The sequence below is a fragment of the Polynucleobacter aenigmaticus genome, from assembly GCF_002206635.1.
GTDB classification, from domain to species: domain Bacteria; phylum Pseudomonadota; class Gammaproteobacteria; order Burkholderiales; family Burkholderiaceae; genus Polynucleobacter; species Polynucleobacter aenigmaticus.
The window spans coordinates 21051-45292 of the sequence record NZ_NGUO01000024.1 but is presented as its reverse complement, the minus strand read 5'-3'; the positions used below and the strand labels follow the sequence as shown (position 1 = coordinate 45292).

The 24242-nt window shown below is 45.4% G+C and carries 25 protein-coding genes; 14 read left to right on the top strand and 11 right to left on the bottom strand.

The genetic code is table 11. From position 1 onward, the window contains the following. Window positions 1–371 (bottom strand): helix-turn-helix domain-containing protein (locus tag CBI30_RS10780; RefSeq protein ID WP_143744395.1); only part of this gene is annotated, 371 nt, incomplete at its 3' end. A 353-nt stretch (window positions 372–724) separates the two neighbouring features. Between CBI30_RS10780 and CBI30_RS10770 the strand changes: the two genes are divergently transcribed. The 4 genes from CBI30_RS10770 (at window position 725) to CBI30_RS10755 (ending at window position 6234) form a co-directional block, all read left to right on the top strand. Next, window positions 725–2413, top strand: a complete 1689-nt coding sequence (locus CBI30_RS10770; protein WP_088528295.1) for an amidohydrolase — start codon at window positions 725–727, stop codon at window positions 2411–2413. Between the two features lie 259 nt (window positions 2414–2672). Then, a complete protein-coding gene (locus CBI30_RS10765) occupies window positions 2673–3245 on the top strand; it encodes a phasin family protein (protein ID WP_088528294.1) in 573 nt (190 codons plus the stop codon). Between the two features lie 446 nt (window positions 3246–3691). After that, window positions 3692–5530: a DNA helicase RecQ gene (gene recQ / locus CBI30_RS10760; RefSeq protein WP_088528293.1), complete on the top strand. Its 1839-nt coding sequence runs from the start codon at window positions 3692–3694 to the stop codon at window positions 5528–5530. A 329-nt stretch (window positions 5531–5859) separates the two neighbouring features. After that, the gene (locus CBI30_RS10755) at window positions 5860–6234 is read left to right on the top strand and encodes a hypothetical protein (protein ID WP_088528292.1); all 375 of its coding nucleotides are present in this window, start codon (window positions 5860–5862) and stop codon (window positions 6232–6234) included. 29 nt (window positions 6235–6263) lie between these two features. Here the strand turns inward: CBI30_RS10755 and CBI30_RS10750 are convergent, their stop codons facing one another. Continuing rightward, window positions 6264–7334, bottom strand: coding sequence for an ABC transporter ATP-binding protein (locus CBI30_RS10750; protein ID WP_088528291.1), 1071 nt, complete (start codon window positions 7332–7334; stop codon window positions 6264–6266). 77 nt (window positions 7335–7411) lie between these two features. Here CBI30_RS10750 and CBI30_RS10745 point away from each other — a divergent pair, with 77 nt between their 5' ends. From CBI30_RS10745 to CBI30_RS10735, 3 genes are all read left to right on the top strand, one after another. Then, window positions 7412–8968 (top strand): ABC transporter permease, encoded by a 1557-nt coding sequence (locus CBI30_RS10745; RefSeq protein ID WP_088528290.1) that lies wholly within the window; start codon window positions 7412–7414, stop codon window positions 8966–8968. Between the two features lie 62 nt (window positions 8969–9030). Next, window positions 9031–10089 (top strand): extracellular solute-binding protein, encoded by a 1059-nt coding sequence (locus tag CBI30_RS10740; RefSeq protein ID WP_088528289.1) that lies wholly within the window; start codon window positions 9031–9033, stop codon window positions 10087–10089. A gap of 19 nt (window positions 10090–10108) precedes the next feature. Next, window positions 10109–10342, top strand: coding sequence for a hypothetical protein (locus CBI30_RS10735; RefSeq protein ID WP_240553578.1), 234 nt, complete (start codon window positions 10109–10111; stop codon window positions 10340–10342). Window positions 10343–10431: 89 nt separating this feature from the next. Here CBI30_RS10735 and CBI30_RS10730 read toward each other — a convergent pair whose 3' ends face one another. Next, complete coding sequence (locus tag CBI30_RS10730) at window positions 10432–11307, bottom strand: hypothetical protein (RefSeq protein WP_088528288.1); 876 nt, start codon at window positions 11305–11307, stop codon at window positions 10432–10434. A gap of 232 nt (window positions 11308–11539) precedes the next feature. On the opposite strand from CBI30_RS10730, the gene CBI30_RS10725 reads away from it, so the two are divergent. Further along, window positions 11540–11755, top strand: coding sequence for an HP1242/YdcH family protein (locus CBI30_RS10725; RefSeq protein WP_088528287.1), 216 nt, complete (start codon window positions 11540–11542; stop codon window positions 11753–11755). 53 nt (window positions 11756–11808) lie between these two features. Here the strand turns inward: CBI30_RS10725 and CBI30_RS10720 are convergent, their stop codons facing one another. Next, entirely contained in the window at window positions 11809–12156 is a 348-nt protein-coding gene (locus CBI30_RS10720; RefSeq protein ID WP_088528286.1) for a zinc ribbon domain-containing protein YjdM, read from the bottom strand. A 78-nt stretch (window positions 12157–12234) separates the two neighbouring features. Here CBI30_RS10720 and CBI30_RS10715 point away from each other — a divergent pair, with 78 nt between their 5' ends. Then, window positions 12235–14055 (top strand): AsmA family protein, encoded by a 1821-nt coding sequence (locus tag CBI30_RS10715; protein ID WP_088528285.1) that lies wholly within the window; start codon window positions 12235–12237, stop codon window positions 14053–14055. 3 nt (window positions 14056–14058) lie between these two features. Here CBI30_RS10715 and CBI30_RS10710 read toward each other — a convergent pair whose 3' ends face one another. From CBI30_RS10710 to CBI30_RS10700, 3 genes are read right to left on the bottom strand one after another with little or no spacing between them, the layout of a single operon-like run. After that, complete coding sequence (locus tag CBI30_RS10710) at window positions 14059–14409, bottom strand: phage holin family protein (RefSeq protein WP_088528284.1); 351 nt, start codon at window positions 14407–14409, stop codon at window positions 14059–14061. 53 nt (window positions 14410–14462) lie between these two features. After that, window positions 14463–14666 carry a SlyX family protein gene (locus tag CBI30_RS10705; protein ID WP_088528283.1) on the bottom strand — a complete coding sequence of 68 codons (204 nt, stop codon included), beginning with the start codon at window positions 14664–14666 and terminating at the stop codon, window positions 14463–14465. 21 nt (window positions 14667–14687) lie between these two features. Next, window positions 14688–14909: a hypothetical protein gene (locus CBI30_RS10700; protein ID WP_088528282.1), complete on the bottom strand. Its 222-nt coding sequence runs from the start codon at window positions 14907–14909 to the stop codon at window positions 14688–14690. Between the two features lie 33 nt (window positions 14910–14942). On the opposite strand from CBI30_RS10700, the gene CBI30_RS10695 reads away from it, so the two are divergent. Continuing rightward, the gene (locus CBI30_RS10695) at window positions 14943–15959 is read left to right on the top strand and encodes an LLM class flavin-dependent oxidoreductase (RefSeq protein WP_088528281.1); all 1017 of its coding nucleotides are present in this window, start codon (window positions 14943–14945) and stop codon (window positions 15957–15959) included. On the opposite strand, the gene CBI30_RS10690 is transcribed toward CBI30_RS10695, so the two are convergent. Continuing rightward, window positions 15949–16365 carry a putative toxin-antitoxin system toxin component, PIN family gene (locus CBI30_RS10690; RefSeq protein WP_088528280.1) on the bottom strand — a complete coding sequence of 139 codons (417 nt, stop codon included), beginning with the start codon at window positions 16363–16365 and terminating at the stop codon, window positions 15949–15951. The genes CBI30_RS10695 and CBI30_RS10690 overlap by 11 nt on opposite strands. Next, complete coding sequence (locus tag CBI30_RS10685) at window positions 16362–16910, bottom strand: YaeQ family protein (protein WP_088528279.1); 549 nt, start codon at window positions 16908–16910, stop codon at window positions 16362–16364. Before CBI30_RS10685 ends, CBI30_RS10690 begins: the two co-directional genes overlap by 4 nt. 89 nt (window positions 16911–16999) lie before the next feature. Here CBI30_RS10685 and CBI30_RS10680 point away from each other — a divergent pair, with 89 nt between their 5' ends. The 3 genes from CBI30_RS10680 (at window position 17000) to CBI30_RS10670 (ending at window position 20851) form a co-directional block, all read left to right on the top strand. Beyond that, window positions 17000–18610: an NAD(P)/FAD-dependent oxidoreductase gene (locus CBI30_RS10680; RefSeq protein ID WP_088528278.1), complete on the top strand. Its 1611-nt coding sequence runs from the start codon at window positions 17000–17002 to the stop codon at window positions 18608–18610. Window positions 18611–18629: 19 nt separating this feature from the next. Continuing rightward, window positions 18630–20045: an oxygen-independent coproporphyrinogen III oxidase gene (hemN, locus tag CBI30_RS10675; protein ID WP_088528277.1), complete on the top strand. Its 1416-nt coding sequence runs from the start codon at window positions 18630–18632 to the stop codon at window positions 20043–20045. Window positions 20046–20224: 179 nt separating this feature from the next. Continuing rightward, on the top strand, window positions 20225–20851 hold the full coding sequence (locus CBI30_RS10670) for an OmpW/AlkL family protein (RefSeq protein ID WP_088528276.1): 627 nt from the start codon (window positions 20225–20227) through the stop codon (window positions 20849–20851). A gap of 61 nt (window positions 20852–20912) precedes the next feature. On the opposite strand, the gene CBI30_RS10665 is transcribed toward CBI30_RS10670, so the two are convergent. Next, entirely contained in the window at window positions 20913–21509 is a 597-nt protein-coding gene (locus CBI30_RS10665) for a P-loop nucleotide/nucleoside kinase family protein (protein ID WP_088528275.1), read from the bottom strand. Between the two features lie 100 nt (window positions 21510–21609). Here CBI30_RS10665 and CBI30_RS10660 point away from each other — a divergent pair, with 100 nt between their 5' ends. Next, entirely contained in the window at window positions 21610–23541 is a 1932-nt protein-coding gene (locus CBI30_RS10660; RefSeq protein WP_088528299.1) for an ATP-binding cassette domain-containing protein, read from the top strand. Between the two features lie 90 nt (window positions 23542–23631). Here CBI30_RS10660 and CBI30_RS10655 read toward each other — a convergent pair whose 3' ends face one another. Beyond that, the gene (locus CBI30_RS10655) at window positions 23632–24177 is read right to left on the bottom strand and encodes a YggT family protein (protein WP_088528274.1); all 546 of its coding nucleotides are present in this window, start codon (window positions 24175–24177) and stop codon (window positions 23632–23634) included. Window positions 24178–24242 lie beyond the last annotated feature (65 nt).

Sequence of the window (24242 nt, the reverse complement as noted above, 5' to 3'; positions counted from 1 at the left end):
GGGCGAAGTGCTCGATCCCAGGCTGAGCTATCGGCCCCAGCTGATCGGTAGTCTTTAATACCGCCATTGCGTTTTACTTCGCGACTAACCGTAGAAGGCGACCTGCCTAAAAGCTGTGCGATAGAGCGAAGTGATTGCCCAGTTGCCAGGCCACGGGAGATTTCTTCTCGCTCAGCCAAAGTTAACGCTAAAACTGATCGAGATCTTGATGGTGGTCTGATGCCGCCCGTCTGCATCAAAATACGCTGTATAGAGGGGTGATGGCGATCAAATAACTGCGCTATCTGATGAAGGTTATCGCCTTTTTGCCAGCGATCCCACATCAACTCTCTTTGAGTGGCGGTGTAATAGATTCGAGGTCGTTGTTTCATGAGCAACACTCCTTTTGCTTACGCAGTTTGTAGTGTGTTGCATCGATCAGTTGAATTCAAGGTCATTAACAGTCTCCCGCTCATTGTGAATCTGCAAGTCGACCAACTTCTAAGTATCGTGTTTTGAGACGCTTATAGTCAAATTAGTCATCCGGCGCCTCACATCTCGACTCGAGGCGTCTAGTAGACCATTGATTGTTCCGAACAGATAGCAGCATATTCCATTGAACCAAAAGAAAAGGGGGGCATGTTTCATGATCCCCTTGGCACTACTGGTGAGGGTGTATTTTGGTATTATCTTTTTTATTAACCAGTCTAACTGATCTCTCCATTTATTAAAAAGTAATTCATTCATGAAAATCTTAAAAGTATACTTTTCTACATTCTTGTTTTTGATTGCTTCCCAAGTATTTGCTGATAATGCAAGCATATATTTCAATGGCGACATTTTGACGATGGATGGTGATAAACCAAGCTATGTTGAAGCGGTCGTAGTGAGGGGTAAGAAGATCACTTATGTCGGAAATATGCAAAATGCTTTAAATGAGGCCGGCACAAATCCAGTAATTCATGATTTAAAAGGCCAAACCTTATTGCCGGGATTTATAGATGCATGGGGCCACTTTACTTTGATTGCCCAAAATACGCTGGGCGTTAATCTTGGATATTTTTCAGATAAGCCTCCTCTTACAACTCAGGAGCTAATAGGCCGTTTGAAAGCTGAGGCTCAACCATTTAACGGTTGGATTATTGGCACAGAGTACGCGGATGCCTTTCTTACTGATGGTCCATTGACGATTGCACAGTTAGACAAAGCATTTCCTAATCAACCGGTATTTGTCAATAACATTTCTACTTTGACTGGAATTGTTAATTCAGCTGGCTTAAGGAGGCTGGGGATTAGCAAATCTACTAAAGTTGTGCAAGGAATGATTCCTGTCGATCCAAAAACAGGAAAACTAACCGGTGAATTGATCGGCATACCAAATGTGGATGCAACTGCCAAGGTGTTTGGTAAGTATTCCCAGGGCTTAACCCTGGAAACTTATCGCAAAGCTGAAAAGATTTATGCCGCAAATGGATTTACCACTGCGCAAAGTTATGAAACTACGATTGACGATATTCGTAATATGCGCCAAGCAGTAGATCGCAATATGATTAGCTTGGATCTTATTGCGTTACCAACCTATCTAGTCGTTGATCAATTGCTGGCGACCAATCAAAATTATCCATTTGGAATCTATACCAAGGGTAATGGTGGCTTTAAGGTTGCTGGAATTTTGGTCTCAACTGATGGCGCACCGCAATTACGTTTGGCTTATTTCACCAAGCCTTATACCGATACCACTGGATTTCCAAAGGATTGGCGAGGTATGGCTATTATTTCGCAGGATTTAGTTGATCATTACGCAAAGTTAGCCTACGAGAAAAATATCCAGTATTACGGGTATTCCAATGGCGATGCTGGAATTGATATGACTCTTTCTGGAATTACTAAAGCAATACGAGAAACAGGCATCACTGAAGACCGCAGAACATTGATTGCCCATTCATTTTTTGTTCGTGATGATCAATTGGATCAATATAAGACTAATAAAATCTTTGCCCAATTCATGCCTAACCACATCTGGATGTATGGCGATGTGTATAAAAAAATTCTGGGAGAAGAGAGGGCCAGTAATATGGTGCCGCTAAATTTGGCTCTAACAAAGGGCCTCCAATTTGGAATTCATAATGACACGCCCTCGTCTGGTCCAAGTGCATTGTTTACGATTTGGACCTCTGTAAATCGCAAGACTTACGGAGGGGACACCTTAGGCCCTGGTCAACGTGTCGATCCTTACATTGCACTTCGTGGGTTTACTTCTGTAGCTGCATATCAATATAAAGAAGAGGCGTCAAAGGGCAGTATTGCCACCGGAAAGCTCGCTGATATGGTGGTACTTGATCGCAATCCATTGAAAGTGGATCCAATGGAAATTAAGGATATTCAGATTGTAAAGACCATTAAGAATGGTAAAGATCTGTATGTTCGCCCATAGTTAGACGCATTAATTTCTTGTAATAGTTAAACCACCTTCGGGTAGTTTTTGCTTTTGGGTGACAGTCTCACATGGGTCGAGTCGAGTCACCTGTAATAAATAAATATGAGTGTCCGATCTTATTGTCTCGCTGCCTCATCAGAGTCCTTTAGTCTTATGACTTAATGTGGGTTGCTTGGCAGATAATGTGTCTTGTTATTGACTTAAATGCTAATTAGTATGTTGTCATGCAGCATAACTAACCCCTAAAGGAAACACCATGTCTAGCTATTCATTTTCGGCAAATCCAGCCAAATCTATTGAAGCCGTGCGCGCCTTGGGGCAAACAGCGTTGGGAAATGCGCATGAATTAGCGCAAATTAATTATCAAGTGGCGCAAGAATTGGTAAGCACAGCTCAAGCCAAGGCATCACAATTACTGAAAAGTCAAGATCCCAAAGCGGCATTAGAGTTGCTACAAGGAGAATCCGTACAAGAAGCCATTGCTCTAATTAAAGAATATCAAGAAAAGATTGCTCAGGTATTGCGTGATGGCAATGAAGAATTGGTCGGCGCTATGGATGCTCTAATTAATCAATCACAAGATGATTTGAAAGAATTCGTAGCGGCAGCCACTTCAAAAGCACCTGCTGGTTCTGAAGCGTTTGTAGCTGCTTTTACTACTGCATTTACTGCTGCAATTCAACACTTTGACCAAGTTCGCTCTACTGCTCAAGCGACATTTGCTAACTTCGAAAAGACTGCTGAAACAGGGTTGAACTCAGCTCAAGGTCAACTTAGTCAAGTGGTTAAAGCGCATAAAGCCGCTGCAAAGAAGGCAAGCGCCAAGTAATTAGAGTTTGTGGTTTATTCCACCGCCACTCAGAAATACCAAACCTGCCTAGGCAGGTTTTTTGTTGCCCAAGAAGGTCGCTTACGGGTCGATTTACCTGCGGTAACTATTGGTTCTAATGACTGCTTGCCACCCAACAACGGCCTACCGCCTTGAATAGGGCAGGCAATATCGTTATGATCAAGCGAGGCATCTTGACGGTCTAAGATTGGCGGTTAAGAATGCTGCAGATGTTTGCTACAAATAGAGCTTAGTCCTGAGAAAATATTTAACTTAATCATATGGTTATTTCAAAGTGGAGGAGAATCCATACCTCTCCGCCAATCAGACTCTGGATTTCATCAATTTAGAGAAAATATTGCAAGAGCCCCGCATTAACATGGGGCTTTTTATTTATACGAATTATGTAATACGCGGTTATTCATTAATACAAAGGGGCATTACTGTTGCAATCGAGTCACCAAGTACTTCATGATATTTTTGGCTTTGATCAATTTCGAGGTGCTCAAGAGTCTATTGTTCGGCATTTAGTCGCTGGCGGGGACGCTTTGGTCCTCATGCCTACTGGTGCCGGTAAGTCGCTGTGCTATCAAATTCCCTCGCTTGTTCGCCGTGGCGTAGGGGTAGTGGTTTCACCCTTAATTGCACTGATGCAGGATCAAGTTGATGCATTAACCCAGTTGGGCGTTAAGGCTTCATTCCTAAACTCCAGTCTGGATGCAACTACTTCTCAAAAGGTGACCAGTCAATTACTAGCTGGAGATCTTGACTTGATTTATGTGGCGCCAGAACGTCTGATGAGCTCTGGTTTTCTATCAATACTCGATAGACTCAATGCGGGCCCCGGAATTGCATTATTCGCTATTGATGAAGCGCACTGCGTTTCGCAATGGGGTCATGATTTTCGCCCAGAATATCGCCAATTAACTGTTTTGCACGAGCGATTTCCTAAGGTGCCTCGTATCGCCTTAACGGCTACTGCGGATGCGCCAACCCGAGCAGAAATTGTGGAGCGTCTTTCGCTGGAATCTGCCGAGCAGTTTGTCTCTAGCTTTGATCGTCCCAATATTAAGTATCGAGTTCTGCAAAAACAGAGTGCTAAACAACAGTTGGAGCACTTTTTAGATGCCGAGCATGTCGATGACTCTGGAATTATTTATTGCCTATCGCGTCGCAGTGTAGAAGAGACTGCGCAATGGTTAAAAGACCGCGGGTGGGATGCAATGCCGTATCACGCAGGTTTAAGTGTGGAAACACGCAGTGCTAATCAAAAACGCTTCTTGCGTGAAGAGGGCGTCATCATGGTCGCGACCGTAGCGTTTGGTATGGGTATTGATAAGCCCAACGTCCGCTTTGTAGCTCATCTGGATCTACCCAAAAGTATGGAAGGTTATTACCAAGAAACTGGACGGGCAGGGCGCGATGGCTTGCCTGCAAATGCCTGGATGGCCTACGGATTTGGGGATGTGGTGAGCTTGCGGCAAATGGTTGATTCTGGTGAAGCTTCTGAGGACCGTAAGCGGGTAGAGCGCCAAAAACTTAATGCTCTACTGGGCTATTGCGAATCCACGACGTGCCGCCATCAAACGATTTTGCGTTACTTTGGAGAGGCGCATGCTGGTAGCTGTGGTAATTGCGATAATTGTCTAGAGCCAGTGGCTACTTGGAATGCCACGCACGAAGTGCAAAAAGCATTGTCATGTGTGTATCGTACAGGCCAGCGTTTTGGTGTAACCCATTTAATTGATGTGCTTTTGGGTAAATTGACTCCTAGAGTAAAGCAATATTTTCATGAGCAAGTGAGTACATTTGGTATTGGCGCAGAACTCAATCAGGCGCAGTGGAATAGCATCTATCGTCAATTGGTAGCGGGGGGATATTTAGATGCTGATATTGCATTGCATGGCGGCTTAAAGTTGGCGGATAACATTGCCTTGCCCGTGCTGCGTGGTGAGCAAGAGGTTTGGTTGCGAAAAGAAACGGGCTACTCCAAGAGCAATGCTACGAAGTCTGGAGCAAAGAAGAGTTCTACACATCCCTTTAGTAATATTGCAGATGAAAACCTATGGGAGGCCCTCAAGGCTAAGCGTACTGAGCTGGCACGCGAACAAGGGGTGCCGCCCTATGTGATTTTTCATGACAGCACTTTGCAGGAGATGGTTAAATCTACTCCAACTACTTTGGACCACTTCAGTCGTATTGGTGGGGTGGGGCAAGCCAAGTTGGAGCGCTATGGCGAACGCTTTCTTAAGGTCATTCAGGAAAATCAAGAGCGCCCCGGCTAAATCACTATTGTTGCCAGCGGTTTTCTGAAAATAATTTCGTTGGTTTAGTGCGCCAAAGAGCCATGTGGCAATAACTCTCATTAGTCAATTCTTCAGATTATGGGTATCTGGAGTTGCTAATTGATTTACATGGGAAATGCTGAAGTCCCGAAGTTGGATATAGGGTTAAACCTACCGAAGGTTCGAATCCCCCCCCTCCGCCATATACAAGGCCTTTGCTGGCATATCTCTGCTGAGCTAGACAGCCAGCCTCAATAGGCATAGGATTGCATCAAGCATTGCCCTCCATCTGCGAGGGTCTCTAGGGTCTGACCATAAGGAGTGGCTTGATGAAGATATATCCCATTGCTCTTGAGTTAACAGTGTGGTTTGATTTTGGTATTAATCAATACGAAATCACAATTGATGAAAAATCATCTCTTTCCGTTAAGCGAACAGATGATGTATTACAGGCTCGAGATTTAACGGCTGCCGAGGTTGGTGAATTAATCGGCGCGATTCAGGCAGTTGAGGTGCCGGTGTTGAAGTTGACGGATGCAGATTCTGAAAAAGCATCGTATAGCTACGAGTTAATTATCGAGTCGGCCCACTTTTCTACTGAATTTAATTGGGAAGACTTGGATATTGCCGCAGATACTGACGGCTCTCTAGATTCTGTTTCAGGGCTGGCTCGGCTGGTCGAAAAAATAGGGAAATTTAATTAAAGCCAATTACTGATTGGTCTTGATGGCGGCTAATCTCTAAAGGTAACCACGTGATCAGCCACCAAGTGAATGCCTATTTTTTCGCCAATAGCATGATCGTGATGGCTTGGAACAAATGCAAAAATCTCAACACCAGATGCTAATTTGAGGGTGTATAGAAAGTCTGCACCCCTAAAGGTCTTGCGCACGACCTCTGCTTGCATGGCGCTATGGTCATCATGTTGAATATCATCGGCACGTAACAAAACATCAATTTCTTTGCCAATATCTTTGGAGTGATCATGATCTAACTCGAGTTCACCAAGCTCAATCTTCACTTTGTTTCCGGGTAGAACAATGCCTTTAACAAAGACGCCACGCCCAATAAAGTCGGCGATATAGCGATTGGCTGGTTTGTGATAGAGCTCATATGGCACATCCCACTGAAGCACTTTTCCGTCCGTCATTACGCCTACTTTGTCGGCAATAGCAAAGGCCTCAAATTGATCGTGAGTTACTAGCAGGGCAGTGATGTTATTTGCCTTGAGAATTTCGCGCATTTCACCAGCAAGTCGCTCTCTAAGTTCAATATCTAAACTGGAGAACGGCTCATCAAGCAGAATTAAATCAGGCTCTGGAGCCATTGCCCTTGCAAGTGCCACACGTTGCTGTTGGCCGCCACTGAGCTCATGGGGGTAAGCATCAGACTTATCTGAGAGCGACACTCTCTTAAGCCATTCCATGGCTACTGAGGATCTTTGATTGCTTGGGAGGTGTTGCAAGCCGAAGGCAATGTTCTCTAAAACGTTTAGATGTGGAAACAGGGCAAAGTCCTGGAAGACCATGCCTACTTTTCTTTGGTTGGTTTGGAGGTGGACGGTGGTGGAGCTTGCTAGCTTGTCTCTCAGTAGGATCTCACCCGCTTTAACTGGCTCAAATCCGCAAATAGCTCTCAAGACAGTGGATTTTCCGCAACCTGAGGAGCCTAATAAACAGCCAATCTCACCTTGAGCTAGCTCGAGATTAAGGCCTTTCACGGCCGTGACGCGACCACGACCATCTCGACTGGGATAGTCAATCTCCAGTTCTTTGATGGAAAGTAGTGTGCGAGTCGAGTTCATCCCTATAATTTTCTCATTAATGCTAATGAAGCTAATGGTTAAATACGTAGCTAGAGTCTAAACGGATTGCGGAGTTGATGAATCGTATTGTGGTGCCACTTGCCCTGTTGTTATTTTTGCCCCTCTTTGGCTTGGCAGCGCCATTCCTATTTCCAGGTGGCGATCTTTCGGCTACCGGCACTCTTAGCCATTTGTGGAATTTTGTGCTTGGAGGGTACATCTCCTCCACCTTGGTCCTCATTCTTGGTGTCGGAGTGGGGGTATTTATTCTTGGGGTCGGCAACGCTTGGATTGTTGCGAGCTATGACTTTCCTGGTAAGAGGGTATTTGAATGGGCTTTAATTCTCCCTCTGGCTGTACCTACCTATGTGATGGCCTATCTGTTCGTAGATCTCTTGCAATTCTCAGGCCCGATACAGAGCGCGCTTCGTACCTTGCTTGGAATGGACTCCTTATGGTTTTTTCCAGATCCAAGATCCATGAGTGGTGCAATCTGGTCCTTTTCATTCTGTCTCTTTCCTTATGTCTATCTCATTACACGTACCGCATTTCTAGAGCGTAGCGGTCGACTCATTGAGGCTTCGGAGACGCTGGGCTATAGCCCGCTGCAAGGATTTGTGAAATTGGTGTTGCCTATGGCAAGACCAGCGATCTTCGCTGGTATGGCTTTGGCACTCATGGAGGTCTTGGCAGATTTTGGTGCGGTGTCCTACTTTGGTATTCAGACTTTCGCTACAGGCATCTTTAAAGCTTGGCTTTCCTTTGGCGACCGAGTGGCGGCTGTACAGCTTGCCTTGGGCCTTTTAAGCTTTGTGTTACTCATCTTTTTTATTGAGCAAAGCAGTCGCTCAAAATTACGTTATGCATCCTCATCGCAGAGCAGGCCACTAGCAAAGCCATTACATGGCAGGGCTGCCATTTTTGCGTTTGCGTTTTGTGGCGGCACATTACTTTGCGGTTTTTTATTACCAGCTTTTGCACTTTTGCAGCTGCTATTTAAGCAGGGTCTCAATATTGATATTCGTTATTTAGATTGGCTAAGCAATTCTTTATTGGTTTCTATTCTTACTGCCTTGATCTCAGTAGTACTTGCAGTATTTTTTGCCTACTCAGTGAGGATGAATTCACGCTTAAGCTGGGTCAATCGCTTGCTGGGATTCGGTTATGCGCTGCCAGGCGCTGTGCTAGCGATCGGGATTCTTTCTTTCTTAGAATTCTTTCATTTGGCTTGGTGGATGTCGGTCAGTATGCTGGTATTGGTTTATGCCTATTTAGTTCGCTTCCTTTCCTCCAGCCTTCAAAGTGTAGAGGCGGGACTGTCACGCATCACGCCATCCATGGACGGATCAGCGGCTTTACTTGGGCTCTCTAGGATGCAAATTCTCAAGCGAGTGCATATTCCCCTACTGAAACGTAGTCTGATTACTGCTGGGTTATTTGTCTTTGTGGATGTGATGAAGGAGCTGCCTGCAACTCTGTTACTGCGCCCATTTAATTTTGATACCTTGGCGGTCGCAGCCTATCAATTGGCTGCTGATGAACGGCTGGCAGAATTAGCTTTACCTTCTTTGACCATTGTATTGGTTGGTCTTTTCCCTGTTTTTCTACTTTCCAGAGTAATCGCTAAATCTTAATTGATAATCATTCGTATTTGTGATAAATTAGATTCACTCTAATTCTGATCGTAAATACAGCAATGACAATTCAGTATGTTCAAAAATTCCTCGGAACTTATGCGCTAGTAGTGCTGAGCAGTGTGATAGCTCCATCACTACATGCCCAAGAGTCCAAGGAGTTAAACCTTTATTCAGCCCGCCATTACCAGACGGATGAAGCGCTCTATAGTGACTTTACTAAAAAAACGGGTATCAAAATTAATCGCATTGAGGCGGATGACAATGCACTGGGTGAGAGATTAAAAAGTGAGGGGGTCAATAGTCCTGCTGACGTTATTTTGATGGTCGATGCAGCAAGATTGTGGCGCGCACAAATTGATGGTTTCTTTAAACCAATTCATTCTCAATACTTAGAGAGCCGCATTCCGGAAAATTTACGATCTAAACCCGATCCAGAAGGGTCAACTTGGTTTGGTTTTTCTACTAGGGCTCGCTTGGTGGTTTACAACAAAGCTAAAGTAAGTCCACGGGATGTGGACACTTATGAGAAGTTGGCTGATCCAATTAACAAAGGCCAGGTTTGCACGCGCTCAGGCGCTCATCCATACATGTTGTCGCTCATTGGCTCGATGATTGAACGTCGCGGTGAGGCCGCAACCGAAGTGTGGGCTAAGGGAGTGGTGGCAAACATGTCTCGCCCACCAAGAGGTGGTGATACTGATCAAATTAAAGCAGTTGCTTCTGGTGAATGCGGCGTTGCATTAACCAATTCTTACTACTTAGTCAGACTTTTACGTTCGACCAAGCCAGAAGACCAGGCCATTGTTTCAAAAATTGGATTCGTTTGGCCTAACCAGAAAACTACTGGCGCGCACATTAACATTGCTGGAGGAGGGGTCGCCAAGAACGCTCCTCATCCTCAAGCCGCAATACAGTTTATCGAATACTTGGCCAGCGATTCAGCACAAGAATATTTTGCCAACGGCAATAACGAGTGGCCCGTAGTGAAGTCAGTCAAGATTGAAAATGAAGGGCTCAAAATGTTAGGGCCATTTAAAGCAGAAAGCATATCGATAGCAGCCATTGGTAAAAACCAGATTGCTGCCCAAAGATTGTTGGACCGGGTGGGTTATAAATAAAATTAGCTAGAATGGATTCATGTCCACTCCATTGAAGAGCTCTGTCATGAAAATTGGCCTATCCATTTTGGCTTTATCCGCAGGAGTTCTTTTATTGGCGTGCTCGACGCCGCCAAGCGAGTTTGGGGTTTATCGACAGTCTGATGGTACGGTTGGGGTGCATGCCCCTAAATCCGCTAAAGATACTGAGGCTCAGGCGGCCGCAGTAGAGGAGTGCAAAAAAACTAGGAAAGCGAAATGCCACTATTGTTGAAACTCGCAAAACAGTGAATGATCGCTTTCCTATGACCTACATTTTTGTGTGTAATACCTATTAATCTAGATTGAGTTGATCGCTGGCGATTAGCTCAGCAACCATTTCTTAATCGATTTATTCACACACATTGCATCTAAAGCCAGGCCGAAGAATTCTGAGCCATTGGTAACCATGCTTTCAATCGCCTCAACCTTGCCAGATTTCACACCGCGCAAGTAGGTGGCAGCACGATAACGCAGGAAGTGTTCATTCTGACCATCTTCATTATCCGTAGAGCAAATTTCTAAGTTGCCATAACGGGTTTCTGGGTTGATATTCAGAATAGATAGGCCTAATGCGCCAATGAGCTTTTCTGGAACGGGGATCGGTACATAGGAGTAGAGGGAAACTAACTGCTCTTCTTCATCAACTTCAATGATGTGGTCAACATCGAACACATCTTTTTCAGTCAATTCTGTTTCACCAGAATCACCGCCACCAAAAGTGGACTCAAATTGCAACATTGCTGTATTGCTATCTTTGGAGATCTCAATCATGTCAGGATAGCCAAGCAGGCCTTTCCACCAATACATCAATGAGAAGGTGCAGGGCTTGACTTCAACTAAACCCTTTTTGGTTGATTTAGCAAAGTACAGGCCATAGAACTCGTCATCTTCCTCGAGTCCGTATTGATCTACTTTTAGCTGTTTTGGTGCGGCTGCTTTAGGGGACTTCTTGGTAGTTTTCTTTAGAGCAGGTTTTTTGGCCACAACTTTTTTAACCGCTTTCTTAGCTACCGGTTTTTTAGCAATCACCTTCTTGGCGACTACCTTCTTAGCGACTGGTTTTTTCACTACCTTTTTTACGGCCTTTTTAGCTGGCACTGTCTTTGTGGCAACTTTCTTAACGGCTTTCTTTGCAGGGGCTTTTTTTACCACCTTAGTAGCTACTTTCTTTTTTGCTGGTGACTTCTTTGTAGCCATGGTCTATTACCCTTCCTTTTGGTAGTTAATGTGCTTGGAGCACAAATCGATATTACTTCAATTTCCATCTATTTTTACTTATACCTATATGGGGATTTACCTTGCAATATCAAGGGTGAAAGCTCGATAGCTTTAGAAATGCTTTTAATGAGATGGGGTGGCTTGAATTTAGTGCCCATCTTGCTACACTGGAGCGGTGTAGTTATGAATAACCTCAACCTGAAGAGAATCTATGTTCCCTGAATACCGCGAGTTAATTACCAAGCTAAAAACATCAGATCGTCACTTTTCTCATTTATTTGATAAGCACAACAACCTGGATCAAAAGATTCAGAAAATGGAGGCCCACGCTGAGCCGAGCACCCCTGAGGAGATTGAAACCTTGAAAAAAGAGAAGTTACTGCTAAAGGACCAGATCTACGCTGTCCTGAAAAAGGCTAGCGCTTAAATATCTAAGGCCATCAGGTTTGATATTTGGATCTGATGGTTTTTTATTCGGCATTAGGCTTTCTTCAAAAAACAGGCCTTGAGCAACATATTACCGGCTTCTGTTTTGCAATCCACCTCATGATCACCTGCAACTAGGCGAATCCCCTTAATTTTGGTTCCCACTTTAAGCGTAGTTGAGGAGCCCTTGACCTTCAGGTCCTTGACGAGGGTGACGGTGTCGCCATCTGCTAATAAATTACCGTTGGCATCCTTCACAATCAGCCCGCCCTCATCATCTTCCGTGGAAGCGATTATTGGCCATTCATGGCCGCATTGAGCGCAAACATAATTCTCGCCGTCGGGGTAGGTCATATCCTCCTGGCAGGCTGGGCATTTAGGAGGATTGGCGGTGGTGTTCATAGGGGAATAGTTGGCGTAAGTTATCTAAGGCTTAATTTTAGTCTAGCAGGGCGTCTATAAAGTTAGAATCAAATCACAATGACTAAAAGACTAAAGATCATCTTGATCATTCTGGGTAGCTTCATCTTATTAGGTGGAGTGGGTACTTGGTATGCCGCCTCTGCAGTCGACCCAATAAAGTTGACAAAAGTACTTGCTAGCTCGGTTAAGGCTGCTACAGGGCGGGATTTAAAGATTGCTGGACCGGTAACTTTAAGTTTCTTCCCTAGAATTTCAGTTTCAGCAGAGCGCTTAAGCCTAAGTAATGCGCCATGGGCAACTGCCCCTGAGATGCTGATCCTTAATCTCATTGAATTGGATATTAAAACCCTCCCGCTTCTGAGTAAGCGGATTGAAATTGCTAGCGTGAAGCTCAGTGGCCTGGAATTATTTTTGCAGAAAAATGCATCAGGTAAGGCTAACTGGGACATGAATGCAGCAGCATCGAATGCCACTGGCATCTCTGGTGATGGGCCTGTAGACACCTCTTCAGCTAGTGACAGCCTAATCTCCATGGGGAATATTTCTGTACTAGACGCTCAGATTCAGTATCAAAATGCTCTCAGCTCGGCTTCAAGCTATCAAATCAAGCGTTTGGTATTGGCGGAGAGTGGTGATAAAACCTCCATCTCCCTGAGTATGAAAACTCAAGAGCAAGTCTTGGAACTCAGTGGTAAAACGGGTTCTATTTCCAGATTGCTAAAGCAGTGGGACGTCGCTTCGAGCCACTTCCCATTGGATCTCAATCTCACTCTGAATGGCAAATCTATTCTGATCAAGGGTGAGGTGAATAAGAATCCCAAAGCCATGCCCAATATTGATTTAGCGCTAACTGCAAAAACATTTGACTGGCCATCTTTGGGGGCAATCACTCCAGCCCATCAAGCTGCTAATAATAGCGCTAAGCCGCATTCACCGGTGATGCAACAGACCAAAATACAGCAGCCCAGCTATTTATTTAGCAATGAAAATATTCCTTTTGATGCACTGCCTCAGGCCAAAGGGAAGATTGTGATTGATATTGCTGAGTTGGGTTTACCGAAGCGCAAACCAATCGAAAACCTGCAAGCCACTGTACAACTAAATGGCAGCGCAATTGATATTCCGCATTTGACATTACAGCTAGGTAAGGGAAGCGCTGATCTCCAGATCAAGCTCTCTCAGCTTGATACTGCCAGCCCCCTGCTCTTTGCTAAAGGGGTGACGAAAGATTTCACGCTCGAAAATTTATTAGCTCGGATTGATCCAAGCTCAAAGGTGGGTGGGGGTAATATGAAGCTGGCTTTTGATGTGAAAGCTTCGGGATCAAGCCTTCATCAGATGGCGGGAAATTCCAGCGGCAAGATTCAGTTAAGCATCAATCAGGCCAAAATGGGCTCCAACTTTTTGAATGATGCCGGTGACTTTGCTGTCACTCTATTGGACTCCATGAATCCCTTACGTAAAAAATCGACTGAAACGATTTTGGAGTGTGCAGTTGCCTATCTACCTATAGATAATGGGCAAATCAATATAGCCAATACCGTTGGTGCTGAAACTGATAGATTAGATGTAGTGTTGGCGGGTTCTATCAACTTGAAAACTGAAGCAGTGAACCTTACGATTGATCCTCGGGAAAAATCAGGTCTTACTACTGGCATAGATTTGGCTGGACTGGTAAAGATGGGTGGAACGCTGATGCATCCTAAGACGGGCATCAATCAAGCTGGAGTGGTGAATAGCGCTGTCTCGATTGGACTGGGGATCTTGACGGGGGGTGCAACTCTTCTGGCTGAAAACGCTAGATCGATGACTTCCAAAAGTCACCCATGCCGCGAAGCACTCCACCCCTGGTCCGATATTTATCCTGGGGCGGAGTAATTCTTAAAACAGCATTCCGCTAATAAATAAGCTGAATAAAGAAATAAAGATGCTGGCAAAGAAAGCTGTCCAGAAGCTGGAGATCGTAAAGCCGCTCACAAGTGCGGAAACCAGCATCAGTACCAAGGCATTCACAACCAGTAAAAACAATCCCATTGTGAGGACTGTCAGCGGCAGGGTAAAGAGGATTAATAAAGGCTTAACAACTGCATTCGCAAATCCAAGCAGTAGGGCGGCGATCAGTAGTGATCCACCATCTGCAAAACGTAGACCGCTAAACAGATAGCTGGCAACCCACAGGGATAAAGAGGTTAAGCCCCACTGGACTAAGAATGGTACTAAGTTACCCATGATGAACTCCTTTTATTTAAATTCACTATGTTAATGATGCTAAATATTATCAGGCTTCAATAGTGAGGAGGAACTTCATCTTTCGGGCTATTACTACCTGCACCATCCTCGCCACTGGCTTGCTCTTTAATGGATTTCAATTCTCGATATAGAAATTCAATTTGCTGCTGTTGCTTGTAGACCGTCTGATTGAGTTGATCAATGAGATCTTCCGTAAAGCTCAACTTGATTTCAAGGTTGGTGATGCGATCTTCAGTCATTTCAAATCCTTTATCTTTATCTTAGGCGTCGACTAATTCAAATCGACCATCTTCCATCTCTACTTTGGGTCTAATCCAAAAATCATGTGATTGCAAAGATTCATAGACATAAGCTGGCTCCAAGCTTGACTCGGTATTGGCTAGCAATACCACCTTGTAAAAGCCGCCGGTCTTGATATGCCTTAACTTACTGCCCGGCTTAAAGAGGCCGTCATCGGCGTCTGCCATTTTTGGTTTGCTCATGTCAAAAAAGTGCTTTCTCAGTATGATCTACGAATGACTAATTCAGTCCCGTACTCCATTCTAGATATATCTCCAATTCCTCAGGGATTTACTGCTGCGGATGCCTTGCGGAACTCTTTGGATGTTGCGCAGCATGCAGAGGCTTGGGGCTATACCCGCTATTGGGTCGCGGAGCATCACAATATGACTGGTAACGCCAGTTCGGCGACCGCAGTCTTGGTTGGCTATATTGCAGCGGGTACAAAAACGATTCGAGTGGGTTCGGGTGGTGTAATGCTGCCAAATCATGCTCCATTAGTCATTGCAGAGCAGTTTGGAACATTGGCATCGATCTATCCTGGCCGTATCGAGTTGGGCTTAGGTCGTGCCCCAGGCACTGATCAAATGACAGCCAGAGCCCTTCGTCGAGATTTAATGGGAAGCGATGATCGCTTTCCGCAGGATGTGCAAGAACTGCAGCACTATTTTGGCCCCATTCAAGAGGGGCAGGCGGTAAGAGCTATTCCCGGCGCTGATACTGAAGTTCCCATTTGGATCTTGGGCTCTAGCTTATATGGCGCTCAATTGGCTGCCCACTTTGGGCTGCCTTACGCCTTTGCTTCACACTTTGCGCCTGAGCAATTGCTTGATGCAATGTCCACCTATCGTGAAATGTTTAAGCCTTCCGATAAGCTAGCTAAACCCTATTCAGCTTTTTTGATGAATGTCGTAGCCGCTGATACGGACGAAGAGGCTGCCCATCTGTTTACCACCTTGCAGCAAAACGTGATCCGTATGCATCGCAACACTCGCGGGCAATTGCCGCCACCAATCGATAGCCTAGATGATTTCTGTGAGCCACATGAAAAGGCAACTGCTGCCAACGCTTTGCGGTGCTCGGCCGTCGGGTCCTTACAGACAGTTAGAAAAGAGATGCAGCATTGGCTGGATTTAACTGGCGCCAATGAAATTATTGTCACGGGCCAAATCTTTGATCATCAAGCGCGCTTGAGATCGTTTGAGATTGCGGCTGAAGCAGCCAAAGGCTTGCGCTTGAATTCTAAGGTTTGAAGGCCTTGTAATCGCTGGTAATCAGAATATGTTCTGGGGCTGCTCGACTGGCTATCTGGAGTACTGCATTGTCTTTGCTAATGAGTATCGCTGGTCTAAGTTGATAGGCTAGATCCAAAAAGATCTGATCATCGGCATCTTGGCATTTCCAGGGTGCAGGCGCTAGGTTGGAATCGTCTACTTGGTGTGCGATTGACTTCCATTGGACCAGAATGGCTGCTTGAGATTCCTCATCAAGCTTAAAGAGAGGGCGAGATAGGACATCAGCTAATTCTTCAAGTGTTTTCTGACTAGCCACAACTTGAATACTTTGTTCCAGAATCGCTTGTTTTAAATCAACCACTCTTTCATCGTTAAAGACAAAAATATCTAGCAAGATATTGGTGTCTAAAACTACGAGCTTCATGCTTGCTGATTACGCCAGATTTCTGGGGTGATGGTGACTTGGCCCATATCTGAAGATACATATGCTTCGCCATCTTGAATATTCACATGCAGGACCATGCTGCGTTCTACCAACTTATTGAGCTCCTTAGCTTGCTCCGCTGGAATAGAAATCACCTGGAGATTGCGTGCACGAGTCAACTTGTTAGCAATCCCATCCCACCAGATCTTGCTGGTGTGGCCGCCATAGCAATAGACGATTACTTGGTCGGAACGGCCGCAGGCTTTCAAGATACGGCGCTCATCTGGCTGACCAATTTCAATCCAGAGCTGAATGGCATCGGTGAGGTCTTTCACCCAGAGATCTGGTTCATCCGTATTGCTTAAGCCTTTAGTAAAGGCTAAATCTTCTTGGGCTTGCAGGGCAAACGCAATAATGCGAACCATCATCCGTTCTTCAGTTTCTGAAGGATGCTTGGCTATAGTGAGGGAGTGACTTCCGTAATAGTGGCGGTCAGAATCTGCGACGTGGAGGTCGACTTTGTGGATAGTTGCGCGTAGAGCCATGGCGTATTATCGCCTTTAAACTGCGCCCATCTGCCTCTGCCAGTATTATTTTGGAAATTGTCCCAATTTACTGTGTATCGTAGAGTCCCATGATCCGTATTACCGAACTTCGTCTACCTATTAGCCATGCCCCCGAGGCATTGGAAGAGGCGATCTTGAAGCGTCTGAATCTCAAGCCCGAAGACTTGATTCAGACTGAGGTCTTTAAGCGTAGCTATGACGCTAGAAAAAACGTGGCCCTTGCCTTTATCTACACCGTAGATTTGTCGGTGAAGGATGAAGAAAAATTGCTTAAGCGATTTGCAAATGATGTGCATGTGCGGCCATCTCCCGATACGAGCTACCATTTTGTGGCAAATGCCACCCAAGTTAAGGCTGAAATTTTTGAGCGCCCTGTAGTAATTGGTTTTGGGCCTTGCGGAATTTTTGCCGCCTTACTGTTAGCGCAGATGGGCTTTAAGCCGATCGTGCTAGAGCGGGGCAAGAAAGTACGTGAGCGGACTCAAGATACTTGGGGTTTATGGCGTAAGAATGTTTTAAATCCAGAATCTAATGTGCAATTTGGTGAAGGCGGGGCAGGTACGTTTTCTGATGGGAAGCTCTATAGCCAAATCAAAGATCCTAAGTTTTACGGTCGCAAGGTGATTAGTGAATTTATTAAGGCTGGTGCTCCAGAAGAAATTCGTTATGTTGCTAAGCCACATATCGGCACCTTCCGATTAGTTGGTGTTGTCGAAAAAATGCGCCAAGAAATTATCGAGCTTGGTGGGGAAATTCGTTTTTCACAAAAGGCGATCGGCTTTGATATCCAGGATGATCAGATCATGGGCATCAAAATAGAAGGGCAGCCTGATCTACCAGCTAAACATGTGGTGCTAGCTTTAGGTCATAGTGCACGCGATACCTTTGAGGCCTTGCATGTAGCCGGCGTCTATATGGAAGCAAAACCATTTTCTGTAGGCTTTCGAATTGAGCACCCACAGTCCTTGATTGATAAAGCTCGTCTGGGGCCACATGCTGGCAATGAACTTATTGGTGCGGCAGATTACAAATTGATCCACCATGCCAAGAATGGTCGCGCGGTCTATAGCTTCTGTATGTGCCCGGGTGGCACAGTGGTTGCCGCTACTTCCGAACCGAACCGTGTGGTGACAAATGGCATGAGTCAGTACTCGCGCAATGAGCGTAATGCTAATGCTGGCATCGTTGTCGGAATTACCCCTGAAGACTATCCTGGTGGCCCCTTAGCTGGTATTGAGTTTCAACGCGCACTGGAGTCAAAGGCGTATGAATTGGGTGGGTCGACCTATGAAGCTCCAGGACAATTGGTCGGAGACTTCTTGCTAGGCAAGGCATCTACTGAGTTCGGTAGCGTGATGCCGTCCTATAAGCCGGGCGTGCATCTCACGGATCTCGCTGATTGTTTGCCTCCTTATGCTATCGAAGCGATTCGGGAGGCTATCCCCGCTTTTGAGAAACAGATTAAGGGCTTCTCAATGAAGGATGCGGTGCTTACCGGAGTCGAGACACGTACATCCTCTCCTTTACGCATAACTAGAGGTGCAAACCTTCAGAGCCTGAATATCAAAGGTTTGTATCCTGCAGGCGAAGGCGCTGGTTATGCGGGCGGAATCTTGTCGGCTGGGGTTGATGGGATTAAAGTAGCGGAAGCAGTTGCACTTGACTATCTTTCTCAATAATTCAATAAGCTGACTTCTGATGAGTCCTGTAGTTCCTGTGCCCACCCAAAATGAAAAAGAAGTGCTTTTTCATCCAGAGCTATTGCAGAAGTTCGATATCAATGGACCGCGATATACCTCTTACCCAAGTGCCGATCGTTTTCATGGTGAGTTTGGTGAGGCGGATTACTTGGGTGCATTACAACGTGTAGCCAAAGTTAGTGAGCCGCTATCGCTGTATTTTCATATACCGTTTTGCCCCAATATTTGCTACTACTGTGGTTGTAACAAAATTATTACAAAAGACCACGGACGCAGCGCCAAGTACATCAAGTACCTTGCCAAAGAAATGGCGATGATTTGCGCTGCCATGGGTGCGCAGGGAAAAATTCCTGTGACTCAACTTCACTGGGGTGGCGGAACCCCTACATTTTTATCCCATGAAGAGATGATTGAGCTCATGCATCACACGCGCGAGCATTTTGACTTACTTTCTGGCGGCGAGTATTCCATTGAGATTGATCCTCGTCGTGTGACTGAGGCTGATATCGCCTTGCTAGCCGAGCTGGGTTTTAACCGCATCAGCCTTGGAGTGCAAGACTTCAATTTAGAAGTTCAGCAAGCAGTGCATCGCGTACAAACCATTGAAGAAACCCAGGCGGTGATGGATTGGTCCAGAAAGTATGGATTTAAATCGAGAAGCGTAGATCTTATCTACGGACTACCAAAACAAACCCCAGAGACCTTTAAAGAAACTGTCGATACAGTGCTCAAGATGAGTCCGGATCGGCTCTCTGTATATAACTATGCGCATTTGCCACACATCTTTAAACCTCAGCGCAGAATTGCTGAGGCAGATTTACCGGGCGCTGCGGATAAGTTGGACATTCTGTCGAATACGATTGAAAAATTGGGTGAGGCTGGCTACGTGTTTATTGGCATGGATCACTTTGCCAAACCGGATGATGAGTTAGCGATTGCTCAAAGAGAAGGAAAGCTACATCGGAACTTTCAGGGGTATTCAACTCAAGCTGAGTGCGATCTCTTGGCTTTTGGAATTTCTTCTATTGGGAAGGTTGACGATAGTTACTCTCAAAACGTCCGCACTCTGGATGAATACTATGCAGCGATTGATGATGGCCATCTACCAACGCTCCGGGGTCTACGATTGGATAAGGATGATTTACTGCGTCGTGAGTTAATCGGTGAATTGATGTGTCAATTTGCTCTGGATACCGATCAGTTTGCCAAATCCCATCAAATTATCTTCCCAAGCTATTTCAAAACGGAGATTGAAGAACTTAAACATCTAGAGGAGGCTGGCCTCCTAGAGTGGCAGGGCACCACAATGGTCGTGCCGATCAAGGGCAGGTTATTAGCAAGACGTGTAGCCATGACGTTTGATCGTCACCTCAGAGAGTCCCAGGCTAAGGGCACTTATTCCAAGGTTCTATAAGGAAAAAGCCTTCACATATTGAGTTAGTTTGATCTAGATCAAAAACTCAGAAAAACAGTGTTGCTTTTAAGCCCATAAAAAATTTCATTAGCTATTGCATTTGATTTGCATCAAATTGCTACCCCAGTATCACTTTGAAAATAGAGTCATCAAATTGATAATAAAAAAGGGAAACTATCATGCGAATTAAAACTCTAGTAGCAGCCATGGCAGCAGTAGCTTCATTGGCACCAATCGCCGCTCAAGCACAAGCAGCAGAAAACCCATGGATGGTTCGTGTACGTGCGGCTTATTTGGATTGGACAAACGGTCAGACTGAGACAGTTCAGGCCACAAACATAACAGCTCGCAAGCAAATGATTCCAGAATTTGATGTGAGCTATTTCTTCACCAAGAATATTGCTGCTGAGTTGGTGCTAACTTACCCGCAAACAGTAACTATTAATGCTGGTTCCAATAGCATTGGTACCGTTAAGGCATTACCTCCATCACTGGTACTGCAATATCACTTTACAGATTTTGGGGCATTCAAGCCTTACGTTGGTGCTGGTGTGAACTACACCATCTTCAGTAACCGCAATAATTTATGGCTTGGTGGTAATCAATACACTGTTGATAGTTCAAGCTTTGGCGCTGTTGGTCAAGTTGGTATGGACTACATGCTTGATAAAAATTGGGGTCTAAACGTGGATGTTAAGTACATCGCGATGAGCACCAATGTAAGTAGTGTTGCTACTGGAGCAAGTGTTGGTAAGCTTAACTTGAGCCCATGGACACCAGCTGTTGGCGTGACTTACAAGTTCTAAGAATATAGTTCTTAGTCTTTGAGATAGGGCCCCTAAGGGGCTCTATTTTTTTGCCTGTAATTTATTGGGTTAGGTGCTTGATGAGCATCTCAAATTTAGTGTTATCAAAGTTCTGATTATCAAACCGCTGTATTGCAGTGTGATTGGGTGGCTCGACTCTACGTTTGATATATTGATCCCAGTGCTTGAGTTTGTATTCATCTCTGGGGTCTGCGCGTTTCTCCATGCGATGCTTGGCTTCATTCTCGTCTAGATCTATCCAGGCAATTTTGATGCTCGATACGCTTGGGACTCCTAGCTCTTCTGGATTGAACATTCTGCCGCTTTGGATCTCCCTAGAGAACGGACCTACAAGGATGATGTTAACTCCCAGCTGAAGGTTTTCTTTCGCAATTGCGATGAGTCCGGCGTACTCCCAGTCTCTCAGGTTCTCGAGATAAAAAGGGCTATCTCGATCGTTGGGATTATGGGTGGTGAGCTCCATGACATGAGCGCTATAGGCCCCATACACCGTATCTTTGTCTAAAAGGAAAAAGTCCTCGCCAGTCCTCTCGATAATGAGGGGTAAGGCTTTTTTGGCTAAGGTAGTTTTACCTGTGCCTGCATGGCCTGCAAAGAGGATAAGTCGTGGTGCAGCGGGGCTGAGCTTACAGGTCATTTATCGCTTTATTTGGGATATTACTTGAGTAAATTCTACTTCTCAATCCCATGTTTATTGGAAAAATCACCACTTTGACTGAAGTGACGATAATGTGGCCATGGCTTTAATCGTACTCACTGATGCAAAACTGGCTTTTGGCCACGTTGACCTCCTCGCAAACGCGGCTTTCTCATTGGAATCTGGGGAGCGGGTTGGCTTAATTGGCCGTAATGGCACTGGAAAATCTTCTTTATTGAAGATCTTGGCTGGCATAGAAAAAATGGATGATGGCTTGCTGCAATATCAGCAAGGCCTCCGTATTGCCTATGTTCCCCAAGAGCCGATATTCGAGGCTGAGGAAACTGTCTTTGATGCAGTGTCCAAAGGTGTTGCTCAGGCTAAAGCCTTACGTGAAGAGTATGAGGCTCTGAGTGTGGGGGAGTGGGATGATGCCTCTCACCATCGCCTTGATCAAGTGCAGTCCCAACTAGAGGCTCTGAGCGGCTGGAATTGGGAGCAGCGCGTTTACGAAACCCTAGATCGCTTGCATTTGGAGGCTGATCTCAAAATTAGCACCCTTTCTGGTGGTACCAAGAAACGCGTTGCGCTGGCACGTGCTTTGGTGGAGATGCCAGACGTATTGTTGCTCGATGAGCCCACCAACCATTTGGATTTGGATTCGATCTCTTGGTTGGAAGATTTATTAAAGGAATACAAAGGGTCTGTGATTCTGGTTACCCACGATCGCGCTTTCTTAGATAACGTCTGCACACAGATTGTGGAGCTGGATCGCGGGATTTTGCGTACTTACCCAGGTAATTTTTCGGCCTATGAAGTATTGAAAGATCAGGAAATGAATTCTGAGTCTTTAGCAAACGCTCGGGCAGATAAATTGCTTGCTCAAGAAGAGGTCTGGATTCGTAAAGGGGTTGAGGCAAGGCGCACTCGTAGCGTTGCGCGTATTGCCCGCCTAGAAAATCTCCGAACCAGCCGTTCACAAAGACGTGATGCAGTTGGGCAGGTCAAGCTGGCAGTATCCGCTGGCGATAGAAGCGGCAAGATCGTGGCTGATCTTCAGAATGTCTCAAAATCTTACGGTCGTCCGATTGTGCAAGATTTCACGGCAACAATTTTACGTGGCGATAAGGTGGGCTTGTTAGGCCCCAACGGTGCCGGCAAGACAACTCTATTGAAATTAATACTTGGAACGATTGCACCTGATTCTGGCACGGTAACTATGGGAACCCGCATTGAAGTTGCCTACTTTGATCAGATGCGCGAAGGCCTTGATCTCAATGCTTCGCTTGAAGATTACATCAGCCCAGGTAGTGAGTGGATCGAAATCAATGGTAATAAGAAGCACGTGAAGAGTTACTTAAGTGATTTCTTATTTTCACCAGAGCGTACGAATTCACCTGTAAGCACCTTGTCCGGTGGTGAGCGAAACCGCTTGTTATTGGCGCGTTTATTTGCCCGACCTGCAAACGTCTTGGTGCTAGATGAGCCGACCAATGACTTAGACATTGATACTCTCGATTTGCTAGAGCAATTGCTCCAAGACTATAAGGGCACTGTTTTCTTAGTCAGTCATGATCGTTACTTCTTGGATAACGTAGTTACTAGCATCATTGCCAATGAGGGTGATGGGTTCTGGCGCGAGTATGAGGGCGGTTACGAGGATTGGAAGATTCAAAAGGCACGTTCGGACAAAATTCGCGCTGCCAATGCTAGTGCCAAGGCTATTGAGAAGCCCGAATCTAAGCCAGAAGTAAAGGCTGAGTCCAAGACTGAATCTAAGCCTGTAGTTGCAAAGAATGGCGCACAAAAGCTCAATGGTAAAGAGCGTCAAGAGCTTGAGGCATTACCTTTGCAAATTGAAGCGCTAGAGACAGAACAGGCTGAGATTGGTATTGCAATGAGCAATCCAGATCTTTATAAAAATGAACCTGAGCTAGCTGCAAGCATGCAAGCCCGTTTATCAGAACTTACCGCTGATCTAGATATTAAGCTGCAACGCTGGGAGTTCTTGCTGAGTCGCTCAGAGTCTTAATGTGATAAACAATGCAATAGCGCTTGAAGGCGAAGCCTTGATTGCAATGACACAACACTCTTTGCTAAATTCTAAAAATTGATGGCCAATCTACTTCAGATTATTTAAGATGATCTGAAGTATTTGCAAGCCTAGCAATAGGGCTAGTGGCGATAAATCAAGTGCGCCCATCTTAGGCATTACCCGCCGAATCGGGATGAGAATGGGTTCCACTAAAAGGGATACCAAATACTGAATTTGAGAACCCGAGCCAATCCAAGACAGAATTACGCTCACAAAAACCAGCCCAACCAATCCGGATAAACCTAGATCCAGAAGGTCAATAAAAGCATTGATCAGCCAAGGTGCTATAGATGAGTCAATCCCAAGCATCAAAGATTGCGCAATGATTTTTCCTAAAACAAGAAAGTAGGCAGCAAGAAGGCTGGCTGTATCAAATCGACCAATGCTGGGGATCACGCGGCGTAACGGGAGAATGATCCAGTTGGTCAAGGGGAGTAAATATGAGCCAATCGATTTGCTTTGACCGGACCCGAGATTAAATGCAAGCCACTGTAAGTAGCAGCGTAAAAGGCAGGCCCCCGCAATGATGCTAACAAGGACTTGAAGAATCAGGTTTGTAATTTGTATGAACATTTGCTTATTGTAGGGGTGTTGAGCCTTGCGGGGTAATTACACTCATCGCTGAATCTATGAATGAG